Here is a 20,736-nt window from a genome sequence, read left to right on the forward strand (position 1 = left end):
TTGCTTATTTGTTCACCGCCACTTGCACGGCAGTCGCTGCATCTTTGCCATCGAAGGTCGTCACGCCATCCAGCCAGCGCTTCATGTCTTCAGGATGATCCTTGAGCCACTGGCGAGCAACGTCGTTCGGCACCTCGCGGTCCATGATCGGCACCATCATCTGGCTTTCCTGAGCGGCGGTGAACTTCAGGTTGCTCATCAGTTTGCTGACGTTCGGGCATCGAGATGCGTAATCCGGCGCTGTCACCACGGAAACGGTCGCCGCGCCTTCACTCGGGCCGAACACGTCTTCACTGCCGGTCAGGTAGGCGATCTTCATGTTGATGTTCATCGGGTGCGGGGTCCAGCCGACGAATACCACCCATTCATTACGCTTGATCGCACGCTGCACCGCTGCGAGCATGCCCGCCTCGCCGGACTCGACCAGCTGGAAACCGCCGAGCCCAAACTGGTTTTTCTCGATCATGCCCTTGATGTTGGCGTTGGCACCGGTGCCAGGCTCGATGCCGTAAATCTTGCCACCGAGTTTGTCCTTGAATTTGGCAATATCGCCGAAGGTTTTCAGCCCGCCCGACGCCACGTAATCCGGCACCGCGAGCGTCGCCTGGGCGTCACTCATGCTGGGCACGTCGAGCACCTTGACCTGGTTGGCTGCGACAAAGGGCGCTATGTTCTTGTCCATGGCCGGTTTCCAGTAACCCATGAACACGTCGAGCCGATCGTCACGCAGGCCGCCAAAAATGATTTGCTGGGCGGCGCTGGTCTGTTTGACCTCGTATCCCATGTTTTGCAACAGCACTTCGGCGACTGCGCTGGTGGCAACGACGTCAGTCCAGTTGACCACGCCCATGCGCACGTTCTGGCACTTGGCAGGTTCCGCAGCCAGCAGGACGCTGCTGCTCAGCATCAACGCAGCGCAACTGATATGACGAATAAATGAGTTCATGGATGCTCCTCGGGTCAGCGCGTTATTTTATTCAGCTCTTTTCGGCAGTTTTTCAAGGCTTGAAGACCCACGGCAATTCGGTGGCTGCCGCGTTGATGCAAAGTACGCAGCAGGCCTGAGCATCAAGCGCACCAGCGCGACCTGTGCTTGCACTGGGGCGACATTGAATGAGGAAGGGTTCAGCAGATGATCGTTCCCACGCTCTGCGTGGTAATGCAGATGATGACGGTCTGATCGTTCCCACGCTCCGCGTGGTAATGCAGTTCACGACGCTCTGCGTCATTAGGTACACGCAGCGTCCGGGGAGGCGTTCCCACGCAGGGCGTGGGAACGATCAGGTACGGCGCGGGTTAAAGCACTTTATCCAGCGTAATCGGGAATTCCCGAACGCGCTTGCCCGTGGCGTGATAGATGGCATTGGCGATGGCCGACGCCACGCCGACGATGCCGATCTCGCCCACACCCTTGGAACCCAGGTCGTTGACGATGCTGTCGTTCTCTTCCACGAACAACACGTCGATCTCGCCGATGTCTGCGTTCACCGGGATGTGGTACTCGGCCAGGCTGTGGTTCATGAAGCGCCCGAGGGTGTGGTCCGTCTGGCTCTCTTCCTGCAACGCCTGACCAATCCCCCAGACCACGCCGCCGAGAATCTGGCTGCGCGCCGTCTTCGGATTGACTACACGGCCCGCCGCAACGGCGTCCACCACCCGATTCACACGAACAGTGCCCAGGTCTTCGTCCACCAGCACTTCGACGAATACCGCCGAGTGGGTCGCCGTCGAATAACCTTCGCGCTTGTCGTCAGGCTTGGCGTCGATCTGCACCTCCAGCGTGTCGTGGGACGATTCGCGGACGATGTCGGCGTACGCAAAACGCTGATCATCGATGAGCAGATAACCGTCGCCATAACCAACATCGGCCATGTCCACCACCGCGTATTGCGGATGCGCCATGCGCACGGCGTCGAGCAACTTGGCGCGCAATGCGCGGCAGGCCTGCTGCACTGCGGTGCCCACGGACGACACGGTGAACGAGCCGCCCTGCAACGGCGACGTCGGCAGCGACGAATCACCCAGCACGAACGTGACGTCTTCCGGATTTACGCCAGCAGCCTCGGCGGCGATCTGGGTCATGACCGTGTAGGTACCGGTGCCGATGTCAGTGGTGGCACTGCTGACGGTGATCTTGCCGCTGCTGTCGATACTCGCTTTGGCGCTGGCCGGCATCTGCATGGCTTCCCACACACCGCCGGCCATGCCCCAACCCACCAGTTGCCGGCCCTGGCGCATGCTGCGTGGTTCAGGATTGCGCTTGCTCCAGCCGAAGCGCTCGGCGCCTTGCTCATAACAGGCCAGCAGTTCTTTGCTGGAATAAGGCTTGCCTTCGTTACCGTTGCTGTCGGCGAAGTTGACGATCCGCAGCTGCACGGGATCGACGCCGGCGGCAATTGCCAGCTCGTCCATCGCACATTCCAGCGCGACCATGCCGGACGCGGCGCCCGGAGCGCGCATGTCCAGCGGCGTGTACACGTCCAGCGGCGCCAGCTTGTAGCTCAACTGCACGTTGTCGCACTGATAGAGCATGCCGCTCCATTCAACGACGTGCTCGGCAAAGTCTTCGAAACGTGAGGTCTGGCCGATGGCGTCGTGGGCAATCGCCGTCAGCTTGCCGTCTTTGGAAGCACCCAGGCGCATGTGCTGCAGCGTCTGTGGACGGTAGCCGAAGGTGAACATCTGCTGGCGGGTCAGCGTCAGTCGCACCGACCGCTGGAGTTTCAGCGATGCCATGACGGCCAGGGGAAGCTGATATTGCGGGCGCAGGCCGGAGCCGAACGCGCCACCGACAAAGGCGGCGAGGACGCGGATCTTCTCTTTGTCCAGGCCAAACACGCCGTGCAGATAATCCTGGCAGTTCTGCGTGCCTTGGGTTTTATCGTGGATCTCCAGGCTGCCGTCGGCCTTGTAAAACACCGTGGAGGCGTGGGGCTCCATCGGGTTGTGGTGCTCGTTGGGGGTGCTGTAGTGAGTGTCGACAGTGACCGCTGACTGGGCGAAGGCGCCCGGGAAATCCCCGCGCGGCTTTGGTGTTTCCGCTGGCGCAGTGTGGGCGTCGCTCTGGCCGACGCTGAGGTCGGTCTGGTGCGATTCGGTTTCGTACTCGATACGCACCAGGGAGCCGGCGTGCCGCGCCAGTTCAAGGGTGTCAGCCACCACCAATGCCAGAGGCTGACCGCTGTAGAGCACGCGGTCGTTGTAGAACGGGCGGAACGGCGAGCCTTCAGCAGAATCCGCGTCCTGATAATCCTCGTCATAACTGGCGATATGCGGACGGTTGGTGTGGTCGATGACCGCCACCACGCCGGGCACCGCCAGCGCCTGTGAGGTATCGATGTGCACGACGCGGCCTGAGGCGATGCTGCTGGAGACCACGCTGGCGTGCAGCAGGCCTGCCTCCGGGTACTCGCCAGCGTAGCGGGCCTGGCCGGTGACTTTCAGGCGTCCATCGACGCGATCCATCGGTTGGCCCAGCGCGGAGCTTCCCGGGATTGGTGTGTTCGCATTCATTAAACAGTTCCTCCCAAGGTGGCATCGCTCAAGGCGCGAACGATCGCGCGGCGGGCCAGCTTGATCTTGAAAGCGTTGTGCGCCAGCGGCTGAGCATCGCGCAGCATCGCGTCGGCTGCGGCAACAAAGTTTTCCCGCGAGACCGGCAGACCCTTGAGTGACTGCTCCACCGCCGTGTCACGCCAAGGCTTGTGGGCAACACCACCCAAGGCGATGCGCACATCACGAATGACGTCGCCATCGAGCTCGACGGCAGCGGCTACCGAGATCAGGGCAAAGGCGTAAGACGCTCGGTCACGGATTTTCAGGTAGTGGCTGTGCTGCTGGAAACGTGGCGCAGGCAGTTCGACGGCGGTGATCAGCTCATCGTCGGCGAGCTGGTTGTCGCGCTGCGGGGCATCGCCGGGCAGTCGGTGGAAATCAGCAAACTCGATGACCCGGGCACCGGCACGCCCCTGAACATGGACGCGAGCTTCCAGTGCAGCCAGCGCGACACACATGTCCGACGGGTGCGTCGCGACACAGGCATCGCTGGCACCGAGAATCGCATGGATGCGGTTCAGGCCCTCTTTTGCCGGGCAGCCGGTGCCTGGCTCGCGCTTGTTGCACGGCACGGTAGAGTCGTAGAAGTAGTAGCAGCGGGTGCGCTGCAACAGATTGCCTCCGGTGCTCGCCATGTTGCGCAACTGCGGCGATGCGCCCGCCAGAATGGCTTGGGACAACAATGGGTAGTCACGTTCGATCAACGGGTGCCACGCCAGATCAGCGTTGCTCACCAACGCGCCAATCATCACGCCACCGCTGTCAGTGCCGCGGACGTCCTTGAGCGGCAGCCCGGTGATGTCGATCAGGTGCTCGGGGCGGGCGATGTTTTCCTTCATCAAATCCAGCAGGTTCGTACCGCCAGCAATGAAACGGCTGGCAGGCCCTGCGAGATTGACAGCCTGAGCGATGTCCGATGGCTTGCTATAGCTGAAGGGATTCATTGGCCGCGCCCTCCCTGATCCGGTGCAGCATTCATCGATGGCAAGACTTCCACCACCGCCGCGCGGATATTGCTGTAGGCGCCGCAACGGCAGAGGTTGCCGCTCATCAGCTCTTTCACTTCGTCATCGGTGCTGGCGCGGCCTTCGTTGGCCAGGCCCACCGCCGAGCAGATCTGCCCGGGCGTGCAGTATCCGCACTGAAGTGCATCATGCTTGATGAACGCTTGCTGCATCGGGTGCAGCGTGTCGCCATTGGCGAGCCCTTCGATCGTGGTCAGCTCGGCGCCGTCACACATGATCGCCAGGGTCAGGCACGCATTGATGCGTTTGCCGTCGCGCAGCACGGTGCATGCACCGCATTGGCCGTGGTCGCAGCCTTTTTTGGTGCCGACCAGATCCAACTGCTCGCGCAGCAGATCCAGCAGGGTGGTCCAGGGCTGTACGTCGACTTGTCGGGTCTGGCCATTCAACGTCAGAGCGATGGAATGCCCTGCGAACGCCTGTTCATTGGTTGCACTCATGGGAAGCCTCACGGTAGGTACTCGATCAGCGCAGTGATCTGCGTCTTAAGGGGTACGACTTGTGCGGTTTCGGAAACGTTCAGGGTTTGTGACGGGCGTTTTGCCGCAGTTGGCGCGCCCGCATGGGGCAAGCCGATCCAGACATTTGCAATCCGACGACAAGCGCCAGGCCCCATCGCCCGGAGCTGCTGGTATGATGCGCGGCTTTTTGCAACTGGCAGAATTTGTGCAAGCCGTTTCGGTGAGCTGTGCTTTGCTGTTTCAGTCGACTACATAAATGACGCGGAGCGTCACCGGGGAGCCTTAAATGCTGGAGCGGTTGTTTCAACTCAGGGCACATAACACCAATGTGCGCACCGAAATTCTGGCCGGGGTCACGACCTTTCTGGCCATGGCCTACATTCTGTTCGTGAACCCGAGCATCCTTGGCGAGACCGGCATGGACAAGGGCGCGATCTTCGTCGCCACCTGCCTGGCTGCGGCCATTGGTTCGACCGTGATGGGCCTGATCGCCAACTACCCGATCGCCCTCGCGCCGGGCATGGGCCTGAACGCTTTCTTCACCTACACCGTCGTCCTGCACATGGGCCACACCTGGCAAGTGGCGCTGGGCGCGGTGTTCATTTCGGCGGTGATGTTTTTCCTGCTGTCGATCTTCCGCATCCGCGAGTGGATCATCAACAGCATCCCGCTGCCGTTGCGCTCGGCCATCGCTGCCGGTATCGGCCTGTTCCTGGCGCTGATTGCGCTGCACAACGCCGGTATCGTGGTCAGCAACCCCGCCACGATGATCGGCCTGGGCGATCTGGCCAAACCGGCACCGATTCTTGCGGCGCTGGGTTTCGCCCTGATCGTCGCGCTGGAAGCGCTGAAAGTGCGCGGCGCCGTGCTGATCGGCATTCTGGCCGTCACCATCGTCTCTATTGTCATGGGCTTCTCGCCGTTTGGCGGCGTGGTGTCGATGCCGCCTTCGCTGGCGCCGACCTTCCTGCAGCTGGACATTCCCGGCGCACTGAACATCGGTCTGGTCAGCGTGATTTTCTCTTTCCTGTTTGTTGATCTGTTCGACAACTCCGGCACCCTGATCGGCGTCGCCAAGCGTGCGGGCCTGATGGGCAAGGACGGCCACATGCCGAAGATGGGCCGTGCGCTGATCGCCGACAGCACCGCTGCAATGGCCGGCTCTCTGCTGGGCACCTCGACCACCACCAGTTACATCGAATCGGCTGCGGGCGTGAGTGCTGGTGGCCGAACCGGTCTGACGGCCATTGTGGTTGCCGTGCTGTTTCTCTTGGCGCTGTTTTTCGCACCGCTGGCCGGCAGCGTTCCGGCATTCGCCACCGCCCCTGCCCTGCTGTTCGTGGCCGTGCTGATGACCTCGGGCCTTGCCGAAATCAACTGGGATGACATCACTGAAGCGGCACCAGTGGTGATCACCGCGCTGGCCATGCCGTTCACCTATTCGATCGCCAACGGCATCGCCTTTGGCTTCATTTCCTGGACCGTGATCAAGTTGTTGTCGGGCCGGGGCCGCGAGCTGAATTCGGCGCTGGTAGTGCTGTCGATTCTGTTCGTGATCAAGCTGGGCTTTTATCCATGAGTTCTACGTTCGACCCTGCAAACTACAGCGTTCAGCTCGATGAGAAGGCCGCGCGCCTGCGCGAGTTGCTGGCGCCTTTCGAGGCGCCCGAGCCTCAGGTCTTCGACTCGCCGCGTGAGCATTACCGCCTGCGCGCCGAGTTTCGCCTGTGGCGCGACGACGGCAAGCGTCACTACGCGATGTTCGCGCCGGGCGACAAGCACACGCCGATCCTGATCAACGATTTTCCCATCGCCAGCCAGCAGATCAACGCGCTGATGCCAGTGCTGCGGGATCGCTGGGAGGCGAGCAAGACGCTCAATCACAAACTGTTCCAAGTGGATTTTCTGACCACGCTGGCCGGCGACGGCATGATCACCCTGTGCTATCACCGCCCGCTAGACGACGCCTGGCAAGTCGAGGCTGAGCAACTGGCGGCTGATTTGAAGGTCAGCGTGATCGGCCGTTCGAAAGGGCAGCGTCTGGTGATCGGTCGCGATTACGTGACCGAACAGCTGGAAGTCGCCGGGCGGACCTTCAGCTATCGCCAGCCGGAGGGCGCGTTCACCCAGCCTAACGGCACGGTGAACCAGAAAATGCTGAGCTGGGCGTATGACGCGCTGGGCGACCGCGACGATGATTTGCTGGAGCTGTATTGCGGCAACGGCAACTTCACGCTGCCGTTGGCGACCCGCGTGCGCAAGGTGCTGGCGACCGAGATCAGCAAGACGTCGGTCAATGCAGCACTGAGCAACCTGGCGGACAACGGTGTGGATAACGTGTCGCTGGTGCGCCTGTCGGCTGAAGAGCTGACTGAAGCCCTGAATGACGTGCGCCCGTTCCGTCGTCTGGCCGGTGTCGATCTGAAAAGCTACGACTTCGGCAGCGTGTTCGTCGATCCACCCCGCGCCGGCATGGACCCGGACACCTGCGAGCTAACGCGGCGTTTCGAGCGCATTCTGTACATCTCGTGCAACCCGGAAACCCTCGCCGCGAACATCGCACAGCTGCACGATACCCACCGGGTCGAGCGCTGCGCACTGTTTGATCAGTTTCCGTACACCCATCACATGGAGTCGGGGGTTTTGCTGGTTCGCCGGTAAACCTTAGGTACTTTAGGATATCCCCGGTCGTCCAGATCCCGCGATGTCGGGCATTTAATAAAGTCCCTGTGGGAGTGAGCTTGCTCACGAAGACGGCGTGCGGTCCGCTGAAGATTTGGCGGATGTACCCACCTAATCGCGAGCAAGCTCGCTCCCACAGTTCGTTTGGCAGTGGTTAAGAATGGGCCGGATGAACAAAAGTGATCTTCCCAATGGGGCTTGGACCCAGCGCACTCCTACTCGATCCGCCGCCGCTTTCTCATGCGCACGCAGCATATCCGGCGCCATCCATCATTAAATTCCTGACAGCTAGCGGCGAACGGCGCCAGACCGGTGTATAACTCTCGGCCGTCTTTCGCTTCGATGGATGCCTTGCCTTGAGTTCCGAATCGCCCGCCCCGTCCTCTGAATCCTCCGCTAAAAGCGCCCTGCGGCTGCCCGGCTTTTTCGCCTTCCTGACGGCACGCCTCGCTGCCGTCTTTGCCATGCAGATTCAGGCAGTGGTTGTCGCCTGGCAGGTCTACGACATGACCCGCAGCCCGATCTCCCTGGCCTATGTGGGCCTGGCGCAGTTCATTCCCATGTTGCTGCTGTTGATGCCGGCCGGCGACCTGATCGACCGCTACGATCGCAAGATGATCCTGACCATCAGTTGGTCGGTGCAAGCGGTGTGCAGCCTGATGCTGATGCTGTTCTCGGTCACGCACCATCAGGATACGCGGCTGATTTACGCCACCCTGGCGCTGTTCGGTTGCGCGCGGGCGTTCACCGGGCCGGCGTTGCAGAGCCTTCTGCCACAAGTCGTGCCGCGTGAAAAACTCGCCTCGGCCATCGCGACGAACAGCATGATCATGCGCATCGCCACCATCGCCGGACCTCTGGTCGGCGGCGGCCTGTATGCGGCAGGCGGCGGTGGGCTGACCTACTCGGTGTGCATGGCCAGCTTCATCGCTGGCGTGCTGTTGCTGATCCGCGTGCCGGTGCTCTATGCCGGGAAGAAGCAGGTCCTCGAGTCCACGGCCTGGAAGCGCTTCACCGCCGGCATCGCGTTCATTCGATCGCGGCCGATTATTCTCGGCACCATTTCCCTGGACCTGTTTGCCGTGCTGCTCGGTGGCGTCGTGGCGCTGCTGCCGATTTATGCCCACGAAGTGCTGCACCTGGGGCCGCAAGGCTTGGGCGCGCTGCGCAGTGCGATGAGCCTGGGCGAGGTCGGCACCGGTCTGTACCTGAGCTTCCGGCCTTTTGATCGACACGTCGGACTGGTCATGTTCATCGCCGTCGCGGTGTTCGGTGTCGCCAATCTGGTGTTCGCGCTGTCGACGCTGTTCTGGCTGTCGCTGCTGGCCTTGATGATTGCCGGTGCGGCGGACATGGTCAGCGTCTACATCCGCTCCACACTGGTGCAGTTTTCGACGCCGGACGACATGCGCGGGCGGGTCAACGCGGTGAATATGCTGTTTATCGGCTCGTCCAATGAACTGGGCGAATTCCGCGCCGGCAGCAGCGCAGCGCTCTGGGGCGCCGTGCCCGCCGCGATCATCGGCGGCCTTTGCACACTGGGTGTCGTCGGCGCCTGGATGGTGGGCTTCAAGGCCCTGCGCCAGGTCAACCACTTCGCCGACGCTTCGCCGGTCGAAATGACGGAAAAGCAGACTGCCCGGGTTTGAACCAGCCGCTGAATCTCAGGGGTGAGCTCCAATTCGCTCGTCCCCTTCGCAGCTTCGTCACCCTTACAAAAACAATGGACGGTGGCTAGACGTCTAAACGGAGGTTCCCGGTATCTCATCGCCTGAACCATTCCCCCTCCTCTCCTCTCTTAGTCCAGCAGACCAGACGGCGCACGCCCGCCGTCTACACTTCCCACATGACCAAAAGAGGATTCCCCCATGCTATGGAAAAAAGGACGTCGCAGTGACAACGTCGTGGACGCACGCGGCGATACCGGGGGTGGCGGTGGCGGCGGGATGCGCATTGGCGGCAAGGGGCTGGGGCTTGGCGGGATCGTGATCATCGTCGCGATCGGCCTGCTGACCGGGCAGGACCCGATGCGGATTCTGGGTGAGATCACCGGGCAGATGGGTTCGGAGCAGACCGCAGCGGTCAATCCGCAGACGCGCCAGGCGCCGCCGGCCAATGACGAGCAAGCCGATTTCGTCCGCGCCGTCCTGGGCGATACCGAGGACACGTGGCAGCAGGTGTTCCAGCAAATGGGGAGTCAGTACAAGGCGCCGACGCTGATTCTGTTCAGCGGACGGGTACAGTCGGCATGCGGCTCGGCGTCTTCAGCGAGCGGCCCGTTCTACTGCCCGGCTGACCAGCGCGTGTACCTGGACATGGAGTTTTTCCGTGAAATGAGCCAGCGCTTCAAAGCGGCGGGCGATTTCGCTCAGGCGTACGTGATTGCTCACGAAGTCGGCCATCATGTGCAGACCTTGCTGGGGGTTTCGGCTAAAGTTGACGCCGCCCGCCAGCGCGGCATGAAAATGGAAGGCGACAACGGTTTGCTGGTGCGTCAGGAGCTGCAAGCTGACTGCTTCGCAGGTGTTTGGGCCAACAACGCACAAAAGCGTTTGAACTGGCTGGAGCCGGGTGATATTGAAGAGGCGCTGAACGCCGCCAACGCCATTGGCGACGACCGCTTGCAGCAACAGGGTCAGGGCCGGGTCGTGCCAGACTCGTTTACCCACGGCACCTCTGCCCAGCGGGTCCGCTGGTTCAAGACAGGTTTTGCCCAGGGACAAATCAACCAATGCGACACGTTCGCCGCCAAGAGCCTCTGATCACATGATGAAACCGCTTTCGATCCTGTTGTTGGGCACCCTGATGAGCCTCAATGCTCATGCAGCGGATCAAGCGGTCAAGTCCATCAGCCCCGACCGGCTGCAGATCAACGGGACGACCCAGGCCACCCTCGGTCTGAGTCAGAACTGGGTTCGTCCCAGCCCGCAGGTCCAGCGGGTGGTCATTGTGTTTCACGGTCGGTTGCGCAACGCGCAAACCTACCTGCGCAGTGTCGAGCGCGCCGCCAACCAGTCACGGCAGCGCGCGAAAACCCTGCTGATCGCCCCTCAGTTTCTTGACGAAAAAGACATCGCAGCACACCGTCTGCCCGATTCCGTGCTGCGCTGGCACGCCAATGACTGGATGGCGGGCGAGAAGTCACTGGGGGCCAAGCCGGTCAGCTCGTTCGTGGTGATCGATCACATCCTCAAGCGTCTGAGCGACAGTAAGCTGTTCCCCAACCTGAAGGAGATCGTCATCGCCGGCCATTCCGGCGGTGCTCAAGTGGTGCAGCGTTACGCGATGATTGGTGGCAAGGAAGATGCGTTGCTGAAGAAGGAAGGCATCAAGCTGCGTTATGTGATCGCTAACCCGTCCTCCTACGCCTATTTCGACGCAACGCGGCCTGTGGCGGTTGATGCGGCGAGCTGCCCGACCTTCGACACCTGGAAGTACGGGCTGAACAAGCTGCCCGCCTATGCCGGCAAGGAAACACCGGCCGAGCTTGAGGCCGCGTACGTGAAGCGGGACATTACGTATCTGTTGGGCGAACTGGACACCGATCCTGAGCACCCGGCCCTGGACAAGGATTGCGGTGCCGAAGCGCAGGGCCCGCAGCGCCTGGCCCGGGGTCACAACTATTTCGATTACCTGACCAAGCGTCATCCGGAAGGTTTGAATCAGCGGTTGGTAGAAGTGAAAAACGTCGGGCACAACGGCGACGCGATCTTCACCTCGCCTGAAGGGCAGACTGCGTTGTTCAAGGCGAATTGATATCCGCGCGTTTGGTAGGACTGGTTTCGGCCGGGAAGAGGCTAACGCGTACACCATCAATTTTGCGGTGAATTGCAGGACGCCTTCCCGGCTGAAGCCGGTCCTACAAATGAACGCAGCCGCCGGTCCCACTGTCTAGACGCGACATTATGCAGGACCGGCTTTAGCCGGGAAGAGGCCGGTTTTCACACCATCAATTTGGCGGTGTAGCGCCAGACGCCTTCCCGGCTGAAGCCGGTCCTACCAGAAGGGTGGAATCAGCTCTTCGCGCCAATCATCTTCTTTAACGCCACGCAATCCGCTGCATGCCAGTCAGTCAGTTCCGGCCACGGGTTTTCCGGGAGATTAACCAGCACCGTCCGGGCGCCGGCCGCTCGACCACAGGCCAGGTCGAACTGATAGTCACCCACCATCACCATGTCCGAAGGCTGCACATTCCACGCGTGCGCAAGTTTCAGCAGGCCTCCCGGATCGGGCTTCGGCGCCGCTTCGTCACGACCGAGCACGTCGTCCACCGCAAAGCAGTCGGCAATGCCGATAGCCTTCACCGTCACGTGGGCAAGCTCGCGGGCGTTACGGGTCAGAATGCCGAGGCGATAACCCCGCCCTGCCAGCTCCCGCACCAACTCGACAGCACCTGTCGCGGGTTTGGATTCGATCGCCAACGCGCGCTCGTGCTCCAGCAGCCAGGCATGTTTGGCCGCCGCAACATCCGCCGGCAAGGCCGCGAGATGCCCGAGGATGTCATCCTCCTGGGGGATATCCAGCGCACGCTTGATCGCTGGAAAATCATGGGCGGCCACGGTCAGCGTGCCATCCATATCGAATACCCAGTGGCGTACTTGATTGAGGCTCATGACCAATCCTTACGATGGCGAATCAAACCTTCCTGACTGACCGACGCCACAAGCTTGCCCTCGCGGTTGAACACGCTGCCTCGGGAGAACCCGCGCGAATTACCGGCCCATGGGCTGTCCATGGCGTATAGCAGCCAGTCATCAGCGCGCAGTTCACCGTGGAACCACAGCGAATGGTCAAGGCTGGCGATCTGCATGTCTTTTTGCCAAACCGTCTTGCCATGGGGCAGCAGCGAGGTGGTCAACAGATTGAAGTCCGAGGCGTAGGCAAGCATGTAGCGGTGCAACGCTGGGATATCGGGCAGCGTGCCGTCGGCGCGAAACCAGATGTATTTAACCGGGTCGGCAGGCTTCGGGTTATAGGGGTCGGACTCGGTCACCGGCCTGAACTCGATCGGCTTGGGGCACAGCAGTTTGTCCTTCATGTGCTCCGGAATCAGCTGCTCGCGCTGGCGCATCAGCTCAAGCTCGGACGGCAGGTTTTCCGGGCCGACCACGTGCGGCATTTGGGTCTGGTGTTCGAAGCCCTCTTCGTCGTACTGAAACGAGGCGCTGCAGGTGAAAATCGGATGACCTTTCTGGATCGCCGTCACCCGGCGCGTGCTGAAACTGCCGCCGTCGCGGACCCGGTCGACCTGGTACACCACGGGGAGGTGGGCGTCGCCGGGGCGCAAAAAATAACCATGGAGCGAATGCACATGGCGCGCGTCCTCGACCGTTTTGCTCGCCGCCGACAGCGACTGACCTAGTACCTGACCGCCAAACAGCTGGCGAAAACCAAGGTCCTGGCTGCGTCCGCGGAAGAGGTTTTCTTCGATGGGCTCCAGGCTCAACAGCGACACCAGATCATCCAGCACGTGGCTCATTCGGGGTTCCTTTCACGGTCGTCTCGCCGACCGTTATTACATCAATCAGGCCATGGGCGCCGAAGGTCGGCGCAGATGGAAGTGGGACGAAATGATACAGAGGTTTGTAGCCCGATTCCCGCAGCGAATCACAGCGTCGCCAGCCAGCCCGCCCGGTTGATTCGATACAGCACGTGGGGCCTGAGCGGATGGCCGTTGGGTAGTTTCGGATGGTCGAAGTTGTCAGCCGGATCGTTGCGCATGCCGATGGCCTGCATGACCTTCTGCGAGGGCAGATTGTTGACCGCCGCAAACGCCACGATTTCGTCCATGTCCAGGTGCTCGAAACCGCAGCCGAGGACGGTCCAGGCAGCTTCGCTGGCATAACCCAAGCCCCAATGCTCGCGGGCCAGGCGCCAGCCGATCTCCACCGCAGGCGTAAATCCTGCCTCGAAGCCCACAACGGCCAGGCCGGTGAAGCCGATGAATTCACCGGTATCCTTACGCTCAAGCGCCCAGAAGCCGAAACCATACTCGGCAAAATGCCCACGCACTCGGCCGATCAGTTTGGCGCTCTCCAAGCGGCTCAAGGGCTGCGGAAAGTAGCGCATTACGTGTGGATCGGCGCACATCTGCGCGAAGGCTGGCAAATCATCATCTCGCCATTGACGCATCAACAAGCGTGCGCTGTTGAGCTCAAGAATCGGCTCCATCGATCGTCTCCCTTGTGCCTGGCCTTTCACATTGCCCGCCGACTGGCGATCTCCCCGCCCAGGCAAATCGCTGTGCGGTGATCGTCAGAACTGGCAAGATTCCCCTTCGAACCAGACGCGTGCCCACCATGCCCCTGCCCCTCATTTATCACGAAGACTACAGCCCGGACTTTCCGCCCGACCATCGTTTCCCGATGGACAAGTTCCGGCTTCTGCGCGACCACCTTATCGACACCGGCCTGACCACAGATGCTCAATTGTTTCGCCCGCATGTCTGCCCAACGGACATCCTCGCGCTGGCCCATGACCCCGGTTACATCAGCCGCTACATGGAAGGCGCTCTGTCGCGGGAAGATCAACGTCGCCTTGGGCTGCCCTGGACCGAAGATCTGGCCCGACGTACGGTACGCGCGGTAGGTGGCTCTTTGCTGACAGCGGAACTCGCGCTGCAACACGGACTGGCCTGTCACCTCGCCGGCGGCACCCACCATGCACACTTCGATTATCCGGCCGGGTTTTGCATCTTCAACGACCTGGCGATCATCAGTCAGTACCTGCTGCAAAGCGGGCGCGTCGACCGGGTGCTGATTTTCGATTGCGACGTGCATCAGGGCGACGGCACCGCACGGATCCTCGAACACACCGATGACGCGATCACGGTCTCGCTGCACTGCGAAAAGAACTTCCCCGCGCGCAAGGCGCAAAGCGACTGGGATATACCGCTGCCGATGGGCATGGGCGATGACGATTACCTGAAGGTGGTCGACGACACGCTCAATTACCTCCTGCCGCTGTACCAGCCCGATCTGGTGCTGTACGACGCCGGCGTGGATGTGCACAAGGACGACGCGTTGGGGTATTTGCAGCTGACCGATGCAGGGGTTGCCCGCCGTGACGAAGCGGTGATGCGCCACTGTCTGGGCCGGGACATCCCGGTGATGGGGGTGATTGGCGGTGGCTACAGCAAGGATCGAGAAGCGCTCGCCCGGCGGCACGGGATTCTGCACCACAGCGCTCAGCGGGTATGGGTAGAGCGCGGACTTTGAATGGCCGCTGAAACTCATCCGCGAGCGTGCTCGCTCCCACAGACTTACTCACATCCTCTGTGGAACTGCCTGTGGATAACCTGAGTGCAAGGCTACATTCCCCTTACAACGCTGGGTCCGGCGCGCACTGTACGTTTTTTGATCGACAAGTTTTCCACAGGCTGGCCGCGTTTCACGAAGCTCGCGTAGAATGCGCGCCCCCTACCCAACCGGTGTCCGCTTAGCCATGACGTCATCCGCCGCCTCAAGCACCCAGACAGTCGCCATCATCGGCGGCGGCCCTGCCGGCCTGATGGCCGCCGAAGTGCTGAGTCAGGCGGGCTTCAAGGTGGACCTCTACGACGCCATGCCCTCGGTCGGGCGCAAGTTTCTGCTGGCCGGCGTGGGCGGCATGAACATCACCCACTCCGAGCCGTCGCCTGCGTTCGTTTCCCGCTACGCCGAACGCGCCACGCTGATCGCTCCGTTGTTGCGCAGCTTCGGCGCGCAGGCGCTGTGCGATTGGATTCACGGTTTGGGCATCCAGACATTCGTCGGCAGTTCAGGACGCGTGTTTCCCACCGATATGAAGGCCGCGCCGCTGCTGCGCGCCTGGCTCAAGCGCCTGCGCGAGTCCGGCGTGGTTATCCACACCCGTCATCGGTGGCTGGGCTGGAATGCCGACAACACGTTGCGAGTCGACGGTCCCGAAGGTGAAGTCGCCCTGAATCCTGCCGCCACGCTGCTGGCGTTGGGCGGAGCAAGCTGGTCGCGGCTGGGCTCGGACGGTGCGTGGGTACCGCTGCTTGAACAACGCGGGGTCAACGTCGCGCCGCTGCAAGCGGCCAATTGCGGATTTGAGGTCTCTTCCTGGAGCGAACTGCTGCGCAGCAAGTTCGCCGGCGCGCCGCTGAAGAACATCGCGATGGGGCTGCAGGGGCAATCCCTGCGGTTGGGCGAATGCGTGGTCACGCAGGCCGGTGTCGAGGGCAGCCTCGTTTACGCCTTGTCCGCGCAGATCCGTGAGGCGATCAATCAGTCGGGGTCGGCCACGGTCGAGATTGATCTGCTGCCCGGCAAAACCGTCGCCGAGGTACAAAAGGCCCTGAGGAAACCCCGCGGTTCACGCTCGATGTCCAAGCATCTGCACAGCCAGCTGGGCCTCGACGGGGTGAAAGCGGCACTGTTACGTGAGCTTACCCCCGCTGCGACATTCGCTGATCCCGCCCTGCTTGCGCGTGCGATCAAGGCCTTGCCGCTGACGCTGATCACGCCGCGCCCGCTGGATGAAGCCATCAGCACGGCGGGCGGGGTGACGTTTGAAGCACTGAACGAGCAGTTGATGATCCGAGCGCTGTCCGGCGTCTTCTGCGCCGGCGAGATGCTCGACTGGGAAGCGCCCACCGGCGGCTATTTGCTCACCGCCTGCTTCGCCAGCGGCCGCGCCGCAGGGCTGGGGATGGTGGACTGGTTGCGGCGCAAGTAAAGCTCGACGCAATGCTTGGACACTCAGGCTGCACGGTCAATCTGCGGCTTCAGGCCACCGGTGATCGTTTGATTGACCGGCGCCTTTCCGTTCGATGCCCCGGTAACCCACTTGCCCAGCTCGACGCCCTTCAGCTCGATGTACTTATGAGCCAGGGCAGCCAGGCCAATCGCCACGAGAGTCACTGCGACCACCAGCGCGTTGTTGCCCAGCTCCGACCCGGTGTCCATGAAACGCTGGCCGTTGATCATCGGCGACAGATCGCGGCCGGTGAGCTTCTGCGCCACGATGAACACCGTCGACAGGCAAAACAGCAGCGCGGCATGGGTCATGTAGATGGAGTACGACAATTTACCCAGCAGCCTGAACACGGCGGTTTTCAGGAAAGTCGATACCAGCCCGGCCTCGAACGCGAACACCAGCACCAGTACGCAGAACGTCAGACTGGCGATGGGCGAGCGATCACTGAAGTCGTTCATCACCATCCAGTACGTGGCGTACGTCAGCGCCACTTCGAACACCGTCATCAACCAGCGCACCGGCACGAATCTGCCGCGAACCAGCAGGTAAGCCAGGTACGTAATGTTGCCAGCGAAGAAGCAGGACAGCCCTAGCATCGCGCGCCAGACCAGCGGTTCGTTCTCGGTGAAGATCATCGTGAATGCGACGACGGCCACGCAGGCAAACATCAGAAAGCGGCTTCTCAACGAAAGCAGGCACAGGGCGCCGAACAGCATGTAGATGTAGAACTCGATGCTGATGCTCCAGGACGGGTAGTTAAACGACATGGTTTCGGTGAGCGTGGTCCAGGCTTGCACCAGCAGCAGATTGGGCAGGATCTCTGAAGGGTCGAACAGCCCTGTGAACGGCACATTGTTCAGGGAAAATCCCTTTTTGTAAGCGGCCCAGCGCACCAGTTCAAAGAGGATGAACACCAGCAGCATCACGACGTGCAGCGGGTAAAGACGAAACACGCGGGAGACGATAAAGCGCTTGAAGCCGAATCCCGCCTTCATGCCATAAGAGTGGGCGAGGACAAAACCGCTGAGCACAAAAAAGAAGTTGAGCAGGATCTCCGCTCTGCGAAAAAAAGGCAGCTCGATGAACGCGCCCACGACATGCAGGTGATAGAACACCACCAGCAGCGCAAACACGCCTCTGAAGCTGTCTAGCGTGGTGAATCGCTGAACTGATCCCATGGCCCAACGTCCCGTCCTGATTGAGAAAACGCCCTTGGCGGCAGCGAAGTCTCGCCGCCTTTACACGGTAGGGGGTGGGCCGAGTTATCGACAGTTGAAATATTTCATGTCCGATACAAACGCTGGCGTAAAGTTTGACGCCAGCGTTTGACGTAGGTGACCCATGAGTCACGTTGAGGATGAGAGGTCGCTGCATGAGCGACGCCCGTCAATGTTTTGCTGCCAGCTTTTGCCAGCGGGCTACTGGCGGTCAACAGCCCTGGCAGCGGGGTAAGCCACCCGCGGGTCAACTATCAACGGCGACGATGTTCGCTACCACTCGTATTGAGTTCTGATTAATTTTGCGGCGAGTAACATCAGCTCCATACCGAGTTACCCACTCATCAAACGTACTGGAGCAACCCTCATGAAAACCAACACACTGATCCTTGGCCTGGCCTTCTCTGTACTGGCAACCAGCGCTTTCGCCCTGCCCGCTGCTGACTCAAGCCCAATTGCAAACGCGCCGATCGTGGCTGAGAACGGTGCTTCCCACACCAACGTCAATCGCGTTGCTGCTGATGGTGCTGATCGCGTGGGTGCAAACCGTGTCGCTGCCGACGGTGCTGATCGCGTCGGTGCAAACCGTGTTGCTGCTGATGGTGCTGACCGCGTCGGTGCAAACCGTGTTGCTGCTGATGGTGCTGACCGCGTCGGTGCAAACCGTGTTGCTGCTGATGGTGCTGATCGCGTCGGTGCTAACCGTGTTGCTGAAAACGGTTCGTCGCACACCCGACTGGGTCGTATTGCCGCTGACGGTGCAGACCATGTAGGTGCCAGCCGCCTGAGCTGATCGACACCCCGCTCCTTCCCCAGCCCGGCCATTGCCGGGCTTGATTGTTTCTGGGCCACGCGTTTTTTTACTGCCTGTACCTCTCTTCTCACACGACTGTCGGACAATTCTGATATCGGTTTCAGATTCTCCCCAGCCTGCCGATGCATTCGTACACATGAATGTTGTGCTGGTTTTCATAACAAAAACCCTCCAGCTGACGATTTCAAATATTTACGGATTCTGGAGAAATGGAATGAACAGCTGGTTTGCGAACATCAGCGTCAACATGAAGCTGGCCCTCGGTTTCGGCGTCGTGCTTGTATTGACTGCCCTGCTGGCCCTGGTGGGCTGGAACAGCCTAGGCAATATGACCTACCGCAGCGACCGCGTTGCCGACATCACAAACCTCAGCCAGAAGCTGACCGACCTGCGGATTACGCGGCTGCAGTACATGCTCAGCAATGGCGACGAAGCCGCCGCGCAGACCGTGCAGACTGCGCTCGAAGGCTTCAAGGCGCAGCAGCAATATCTGCAGAAAACCTTCACCAATCCACTGAACGTCGCGCCCATCAAGGCGTTGGGCGAGCAGATCGCCGCTTATGAGACCTCATTGAGCAAGATGCGCAACGCTTATCAGGCGAGCGCCAAGGTTCGCGCCGACATGGGCGTTGACGCCATGAAGGCGGCCGACCTGATCGCCGCGATCAACGACGATGTAATGAAACTCGACCCGACGGACGAACGCCGTTTCGAGCAGTACCAGGCCGTCATCAAAGCCCGCGAAGACGTGATGCTGGTGCGCTATGAAGTGCGCGGCTACACCGCCAGCGTCTCGGCCAAAACCGAAGACACGGCCATGCGCCAACTGACCAGCGCCATTGACGGCCTCGCTCCGCTCAACGCCATGTTTGGCGGCACTCAGGGCGAACGCCTGAAGCAGCTGGAAGCGGCGCTGAACGGCTATCGCCAATCGGTGCAGGGATTCAAGGTCGCCACGGACACGATCAACACGACGCGCGCCGAGATGACCGAGGAAGGAAGCGCCATTGTCAAATTGGCCCAGCAACTGAATGACTTGCAGATCACACTGGGGCAGGCCGACAGCCAGCAAGCCCGTACGCTGCAGTTGGCCGGCACGCTGCTTGCGCTGATTCTCGGCACGCTGGCGGCGATCATCATCACCCGCCAGATCACCCGTCCGCTTCAGCAGACCCTGGCCGTCGTTGATCGAATTGCCTCTGGCGATTTGTCCCACGACATGGTCGTGACTCGCAAAGATGAACTGGGTGTCTTGCAAATGGGTATCCAGCGCATGGGCGCCACGCTGCGCGAACTGATCGGCGGCATCCGTGACAGCGTCACGCAGATCGCAAGTGCCGCTGAAGAACTGTCGGCCGTGACCGAACAGACCAGCGCCGGGGTCAACAGCCAGAAAGTGGAAACTGACCAGGTCGCCACTGCGATGCACGAAATGTCAGCCACCGTTCACGAGGTGGCGCGCAACGCCGAGCAGGCCTCGGTCGCCGCCTCTGCCGCGGACAAGCAGGCACGGGAAGGCGACAAAGTGGTGGGCGAAGCGATCACTCAGATCGAGAAGCTGGCCAGCGAAGTGGTTCGTTCCACTGACGCGATGTCCGTGCTGGAACAGGAAAGCGACAAGATCGGCAAGGTCATGGACGTGATCAAGGCCGTCGCCGAGCAGACCAACCTGTTGGCACTCAACGCTGCCATCGAAGCCGCGCGTGCGGGTGAAGCCGGTCGCGGTTTTGCCGTGGTCGCCGATGAAGTGCGTGGCCTGGCGCAACGCACTCAGCAATCGACCGAGGAGATCGAAGGACTGGTCGCCGCGCTGCAGAACGGCACACGCCAGGTTTCGGAGATCATGCTCAGCAGCCGCAACCTGACGGACAGCTCCGTTGCCCTGACTCGCAAGGCCGGTACTTCGCTGGAAAGCATTACCCAGACAGTGTCGAACATTCAGGCCATGAACCAGCAGATCGCCGCTGCCGCGGAGCAGCAGAGCTCGGTGGCCGAAGAGATCAGCCGCAGCATCGTGAACGTGCGCGACGTGTCTGAACAGACGGCCTCCGCCAGCGAAGAAACCGCCGCGTCCAGCGTCGAACTCGCACGGCTGGGCAATCAGCTGCAAATGCTGGTCAGTCACTTCAAGGTGTAAACCCGCTTTATCTGCGTCGGGCGAAAAGCCGCTCGGCGCAGGCGGTGCATGGGTTTGAAGACGAAAAGAGCAAGCGCATCGGCAAGAAAGGGATTTACTGATCCCACAATTGCCACATACTGCCCGCGCTGTTTTATTTCGT

General features: G+C 61.1%; 17 protein-coding genes and 1 pseudogene. 10 read left to right on the top strand and 8 right to left on the bottom strand.

Annotated elements, in window-relative coordinates; all coding sequences use genetic code 11:
• Positions 1-4: 4 nt before the first annotated feature.
• The 4 genes from choX to AC3ISG_RS20765 form a co-directional block, all read right to left on the bottom strand.
• On the bottom strand, positions 5-907 hold the full coding sequence (choX, locus tag AC3ISG_RS20750; RefSeq protein WP_489299565.1) for a choline ABC transporter substrate-binding protein: 903 nt from the start codon (positions 905-907) through the stop codon (positions 5-7).
• Between the two features lie 389 nt (positions 908-1,296).
• Positions 1,297-3,513 carry a xanthine dehydrogenase family protein molybdopterin-binding subunit gene (locus AC3ISG_RS20755; RefSeq protein WP_489297851.1) on the bottom strand — a complete coding sequence of 739 codons (2,217 nt, stop codon included), beginning with the start codon at positions 3,511-3,513 and terminating at the stop codon, positions 1,297-1,299.
• Positions 3,513-4,499, bottom strand: coding sequence for an FAD binding domain-containing protein (locus tag AC3ISG_RS20760; protein WP_122622823.1), 987 nt, complete (start codon positions 4,497-4,499; stop codon positions 3,513-3,515). The genes AC3ISG_RS20755 and AC3ISG_RS20760 overlap by 1 nt, the downstream gene beginning before the upstream one ends.
• Entirely contained in the window at positions 4,496-5,020 is a 525-nt protein-coding gene (locus AC3ISG_RS20765) for a (2Fe-2S)-binding protein (RefSeq protein WP_489297852.1), read from the bottom strand. Before AC3ISG_RS20765 ends, AC3ISG_RS20760 begins: the two co-directional genes overlap by 4 nt.
• Before the next feature lie 307 nt (positions 5,021-5,327).
• Here AC3ISG_RS20765 and AC3ISG_RS20770 point away from each other — a divergent pair, with 307 nt between their 5' ends.
• From AC3ISG_RS20770 to AC3ISG_RS20790, 5 genes are all read left to right on the top strand, one after another.
• The gene (locus tag AC3ISG_RS20770; RefSeq protein WP_122622819.1) at positions 5,328-6,620 is read left to right on the top strand and encodes an NCS2 family permease; all 1,293 of its coding nucleotides are present in this window, start codon (positions 5,328-5,330) and stop codon (positions 6,618-6,620) included.
• A complete protein-coding gene (gene trmA, locus AC3ISG_RS20775; RefSeq protein WP_489297853.1) occupies positions 6,617-7,702 on the top strand; it encodes a tRNA (uridine(54)-C5)-methyltransferase TrmA in 1,086 nt (361 codons plus the stop codon). The genes AC3ISG_RS20770 and trmA overlap by 4 nt, the downstream gene beginning before the upstream one ends.
• Positions 7,703-8,079: 377 nt before the next feature.
• Complete coding sequence (locus tag AC3ISG_RS20780; protein WP_122622817.1) at positions 8,080-9,372, top strand: MFS transporter; 1,293 nt, start codon at positions 8,080-8,082, stop codon at positions 9,370-9,372.
• 219 nt (positions 9,373-9,591) lie between these two features.
• Positions 9,592-10,485: a KPN_02809 family neutral zinc metallopeptidase gene (gene ypfJ, locus AC3ISG_RS20785; protein ID WP_122536670.1), complete on the top strand. Its 894-nt coding sequence runs from the start codon at positions 9,592-9,594 to the stop codon at positions 10,483-10,485.
• Between the two features lie 4 nt (positions 10,486-10,489).
• Positions 10,490-11,479, top strand: coding sequence for an alpha/beta hydrolase (locus tag AC3ISG_RS20790; RefSeq protein WP_489297854.1), 990 nt, complete (start codon positions 10,490-10,492; stop codon positions 11,477-11,479).
• Between the two features lie 257 nt (positions 11,480-11,736).
• Here the strand turns inward: AC3ISG_RS20790 and AC3ISG_RS20795 are convergent, their stop codons facing one another.
• The 3 genes from AC3ISG_RS20795 to AC3ISG_RS20805 form a co-directional block, all read right to left on the bottom strand.
• The gene (locus AC3ISG_RS20795; protein WP_489297855.1) at positions 11,737-12,336 is read right to left on the bottom strand and encodes an HAD family hydrolase; all 600 of its coding nucleotides are present in this window, start codon (positions 12,334-12,336) and stop codon (positions 11,737-11,739) included.
• Positions 12,333-13,202, bottom strand: a complete 870-nt coding sequence (gene tesB / locus AC3ISG_RS20800) for an acyl-CoA thioesterase II (protein WP_122536667.1) — start codon at positions 13,200-13,202, stop codon at positions 12,333-12,335. Before tesB ends, AC3ISG_RS20795 begins: the two co-directional genes overlap by 4 nt.
• 128 nt (positions 13,203-13,330) lie before the next feature.
• Positions 13,331-13,894 (bottom strand): GNAT family N-acetyltransferase, encoded by a 564-nt coding sequence (locus AC3ISG_RS20805; RefSeq protein WP_122536666.1) that lies wholly within the window; start codon positions 13,892-13,894, stop codon positions 13,331-13,333.
• A gap of 128 nt (positions 13,895-14,022) precedes the next feature.
• Between AC3ISG_RS20805 and AC3ISG_RS20810 the strand changes: the two genes are divergently transcribed.
• A complete protein-coding gene (locus tag AC3ISG_RS20810; RefSeq protein ID WP_489297856.1) occupies positions 14,023-14,940 on the top strand; it encodes a histone deacetylase family protein in 918 nt (305 codons plus the stop codon).
• Positions 14,941-15,166: 226 nt separating this feature from the next.
• On the top strand, positions 15,167-16,405 hold the full coding sequence (locus AC3ISG_RS20815) for a TIGR03862 family flavoprotein (protein ID WP_489297857.1): 1,239 nt from the start codon (positions 15,167-15,169) through the stop codon (positions 16,403-16,405).
• Positions 16,406-16,428: 23 nt separating this feature from the next.
• Here the strand turns inward: AC3ISG_RS20815 and AC3ISG_RS20820 are convergent, their stop codons facing one another.
• Entirely contained in the window at positions 16,429-17,604 is a 1,176-nt protein-coding gene (locus tag AC3ISG_RS20820) for an acyltransferase family protein (protein ID WP_272632602.1), read from the bottom strand.
• A 406-nt stretch (positions 17,605-18,010) separates the two neighbouring features.
• Between AC3ISG_RS20820 and AC3ISG_RS20825 the strand changes: the two genes are divergently transcribed.
• From AC3ISG_RS20825 to AC3ISG_RS20835, 3 genes and pseudogenes are all read left to right on the top strand, one after another.
• Positions 18,011-18,436, top strand: coding sequence for a hypothetical protein (locus tag AC3ISG_RS20825; protein WP_122536662.1), 426 nt, complete (start codon positions 18,011-18,013; stop codon positions 18,434-18,436).
• A 268-nt stretch (positions 18,437-18,704) separates the two neighbouring features.
• Positions 18,705-19,739 (top strand): annotated as a pseudogene (locus tag AC3ISG_RS20830) (methyl-accepting chemotaxis protein); the annotation flags it as partial.
• A gap of 141 nt (positions 19,740-19,880) precedes the next feature.
• The gene (locus AC3ISG_RS20835; protein ID WP_489299566.1) at positions 19,881-20,594 is read left to right on the top strand and encodes a methyl-accepting chemotaxis protein; all 714 of its coding nucleotides are present in this window, start codon (positions 19,881-19,883) and stop codon (positions 20,592-20,594) included.
• The last annotated feature ends 142 nt before the right edge of the window (positions 20,595-20,736 follow it).

The sequence above is a fragment of the Pseudomonas sp. GL_135 genome, from assembly GCF_057834665.1.

Coding starts and splice junctions, on each gene's coding strand:
- choX (WP_489299565.1), bottom strand. CDS start 907: ATGCTGAGCAGCAGCGTCCTGCTGGCTGCGGAACCTGCCAAGTGCCAG.
- AC3ISG_RS20755 (WP_489297851.1), bottom strand. CDS start 3,513: ATGAATGCGAACACACCAATCCCGGGAAGCTCCGCGCTGGGCCAACCG.
- AC3ISG_RS20760 (WP_122622823.1), bottom strand. CDS start 4,499: ATGAATCCCTTCAGCTATAGCAAGCCATCGGACATCGCTCAGGCTGTC.
- AC3ISG_RS20765 (WP_489297852.1), bottom strand. CDS start 5,020: ATGAGTGCAACCAATGAACAGGCGTTCGCAGGGCATTCCATCGCTCTG.
- AC3ISG_RS20770 (WP_122622819.1), top strand. CDS start 5,328: ATGCTGGAGCGGTTGTTTCAACTCAGGGCACATAACACCAATGTGCGC.
- trmA (WP_489297853.1), top strand. CDS start 6,617: ATGAGTTCTACGTTCGACCCTGCAAACTACAGCGTTCAGCTCGATGAG.
- ypfJ (WP_122536670.1), top strand. CDS start 9,592: ATGCTATGGAAAAAAGGACGTCGCAGTGACAACGTCGTGGACGCACGC.
- AC3ISG_RS20790 (WP_489297854.1), top strand. CDS start 10,490: ATGATGAAACCGCTTTCGATCCTGTTGTTGGGCACCCTGATGAGCCTC.
- AC3ISG_RS20795 (WP_489297855.1), bottom strand. CDS start 12,336: ATGAGCCTCAATCAAGTACGCCACTGGGTATTCGATATGGATGGCACG.
- tesB (WP_122536667.1), bottom strand. CDS start 13,202: ATGAGCCACGTGCTGGATGATCTGGTGTCGCTGTTGAGCCTGGAGCCC.
- AC3ISG_RS20805 (WP_122536666.1), bottom strand. CDS start 13,894: ATGGAGCCGATTCTTGAGCTCAACAGCGCACGCTTGTTGATGCGTCAA.
- AC3ISG_RS20810 (WP_489297856.1), top strand. CDS start 14,023: ATGCCCCTGCCCCTCATTTATCACGAAGACTACAGCCCGGACTTTCCG.
- AC3ISG_RS20815 (WP_489297857.1), top strand. CDS start 15,167: ATGACGTCATCCGCCGCCTCAAGCACCCAGACAGTCGCCATCATCGGC.
- AC3ISG_RS20820 (WP_272632602.1), bottom strand. CDS start 17,604: ATGGGATCAGTTCAGCGATTCACCACGCTAGACAGCTTCAGAGGCGTG.
- AC3ISG_RS20825 (WP_122536662.1), top strand. CDS start 18,011: ATGAAAACCAACACACTGATCCTTGGCCTGGCCTTCTCTGTACTGGCA.
- AC3ISG_RS20835 (WP_489299566.1), top strand. CDS start 19,881: ATGCACGAAATGTCAGCCACCGTTCACGAGGTGGCGCGCAACGCCGAG.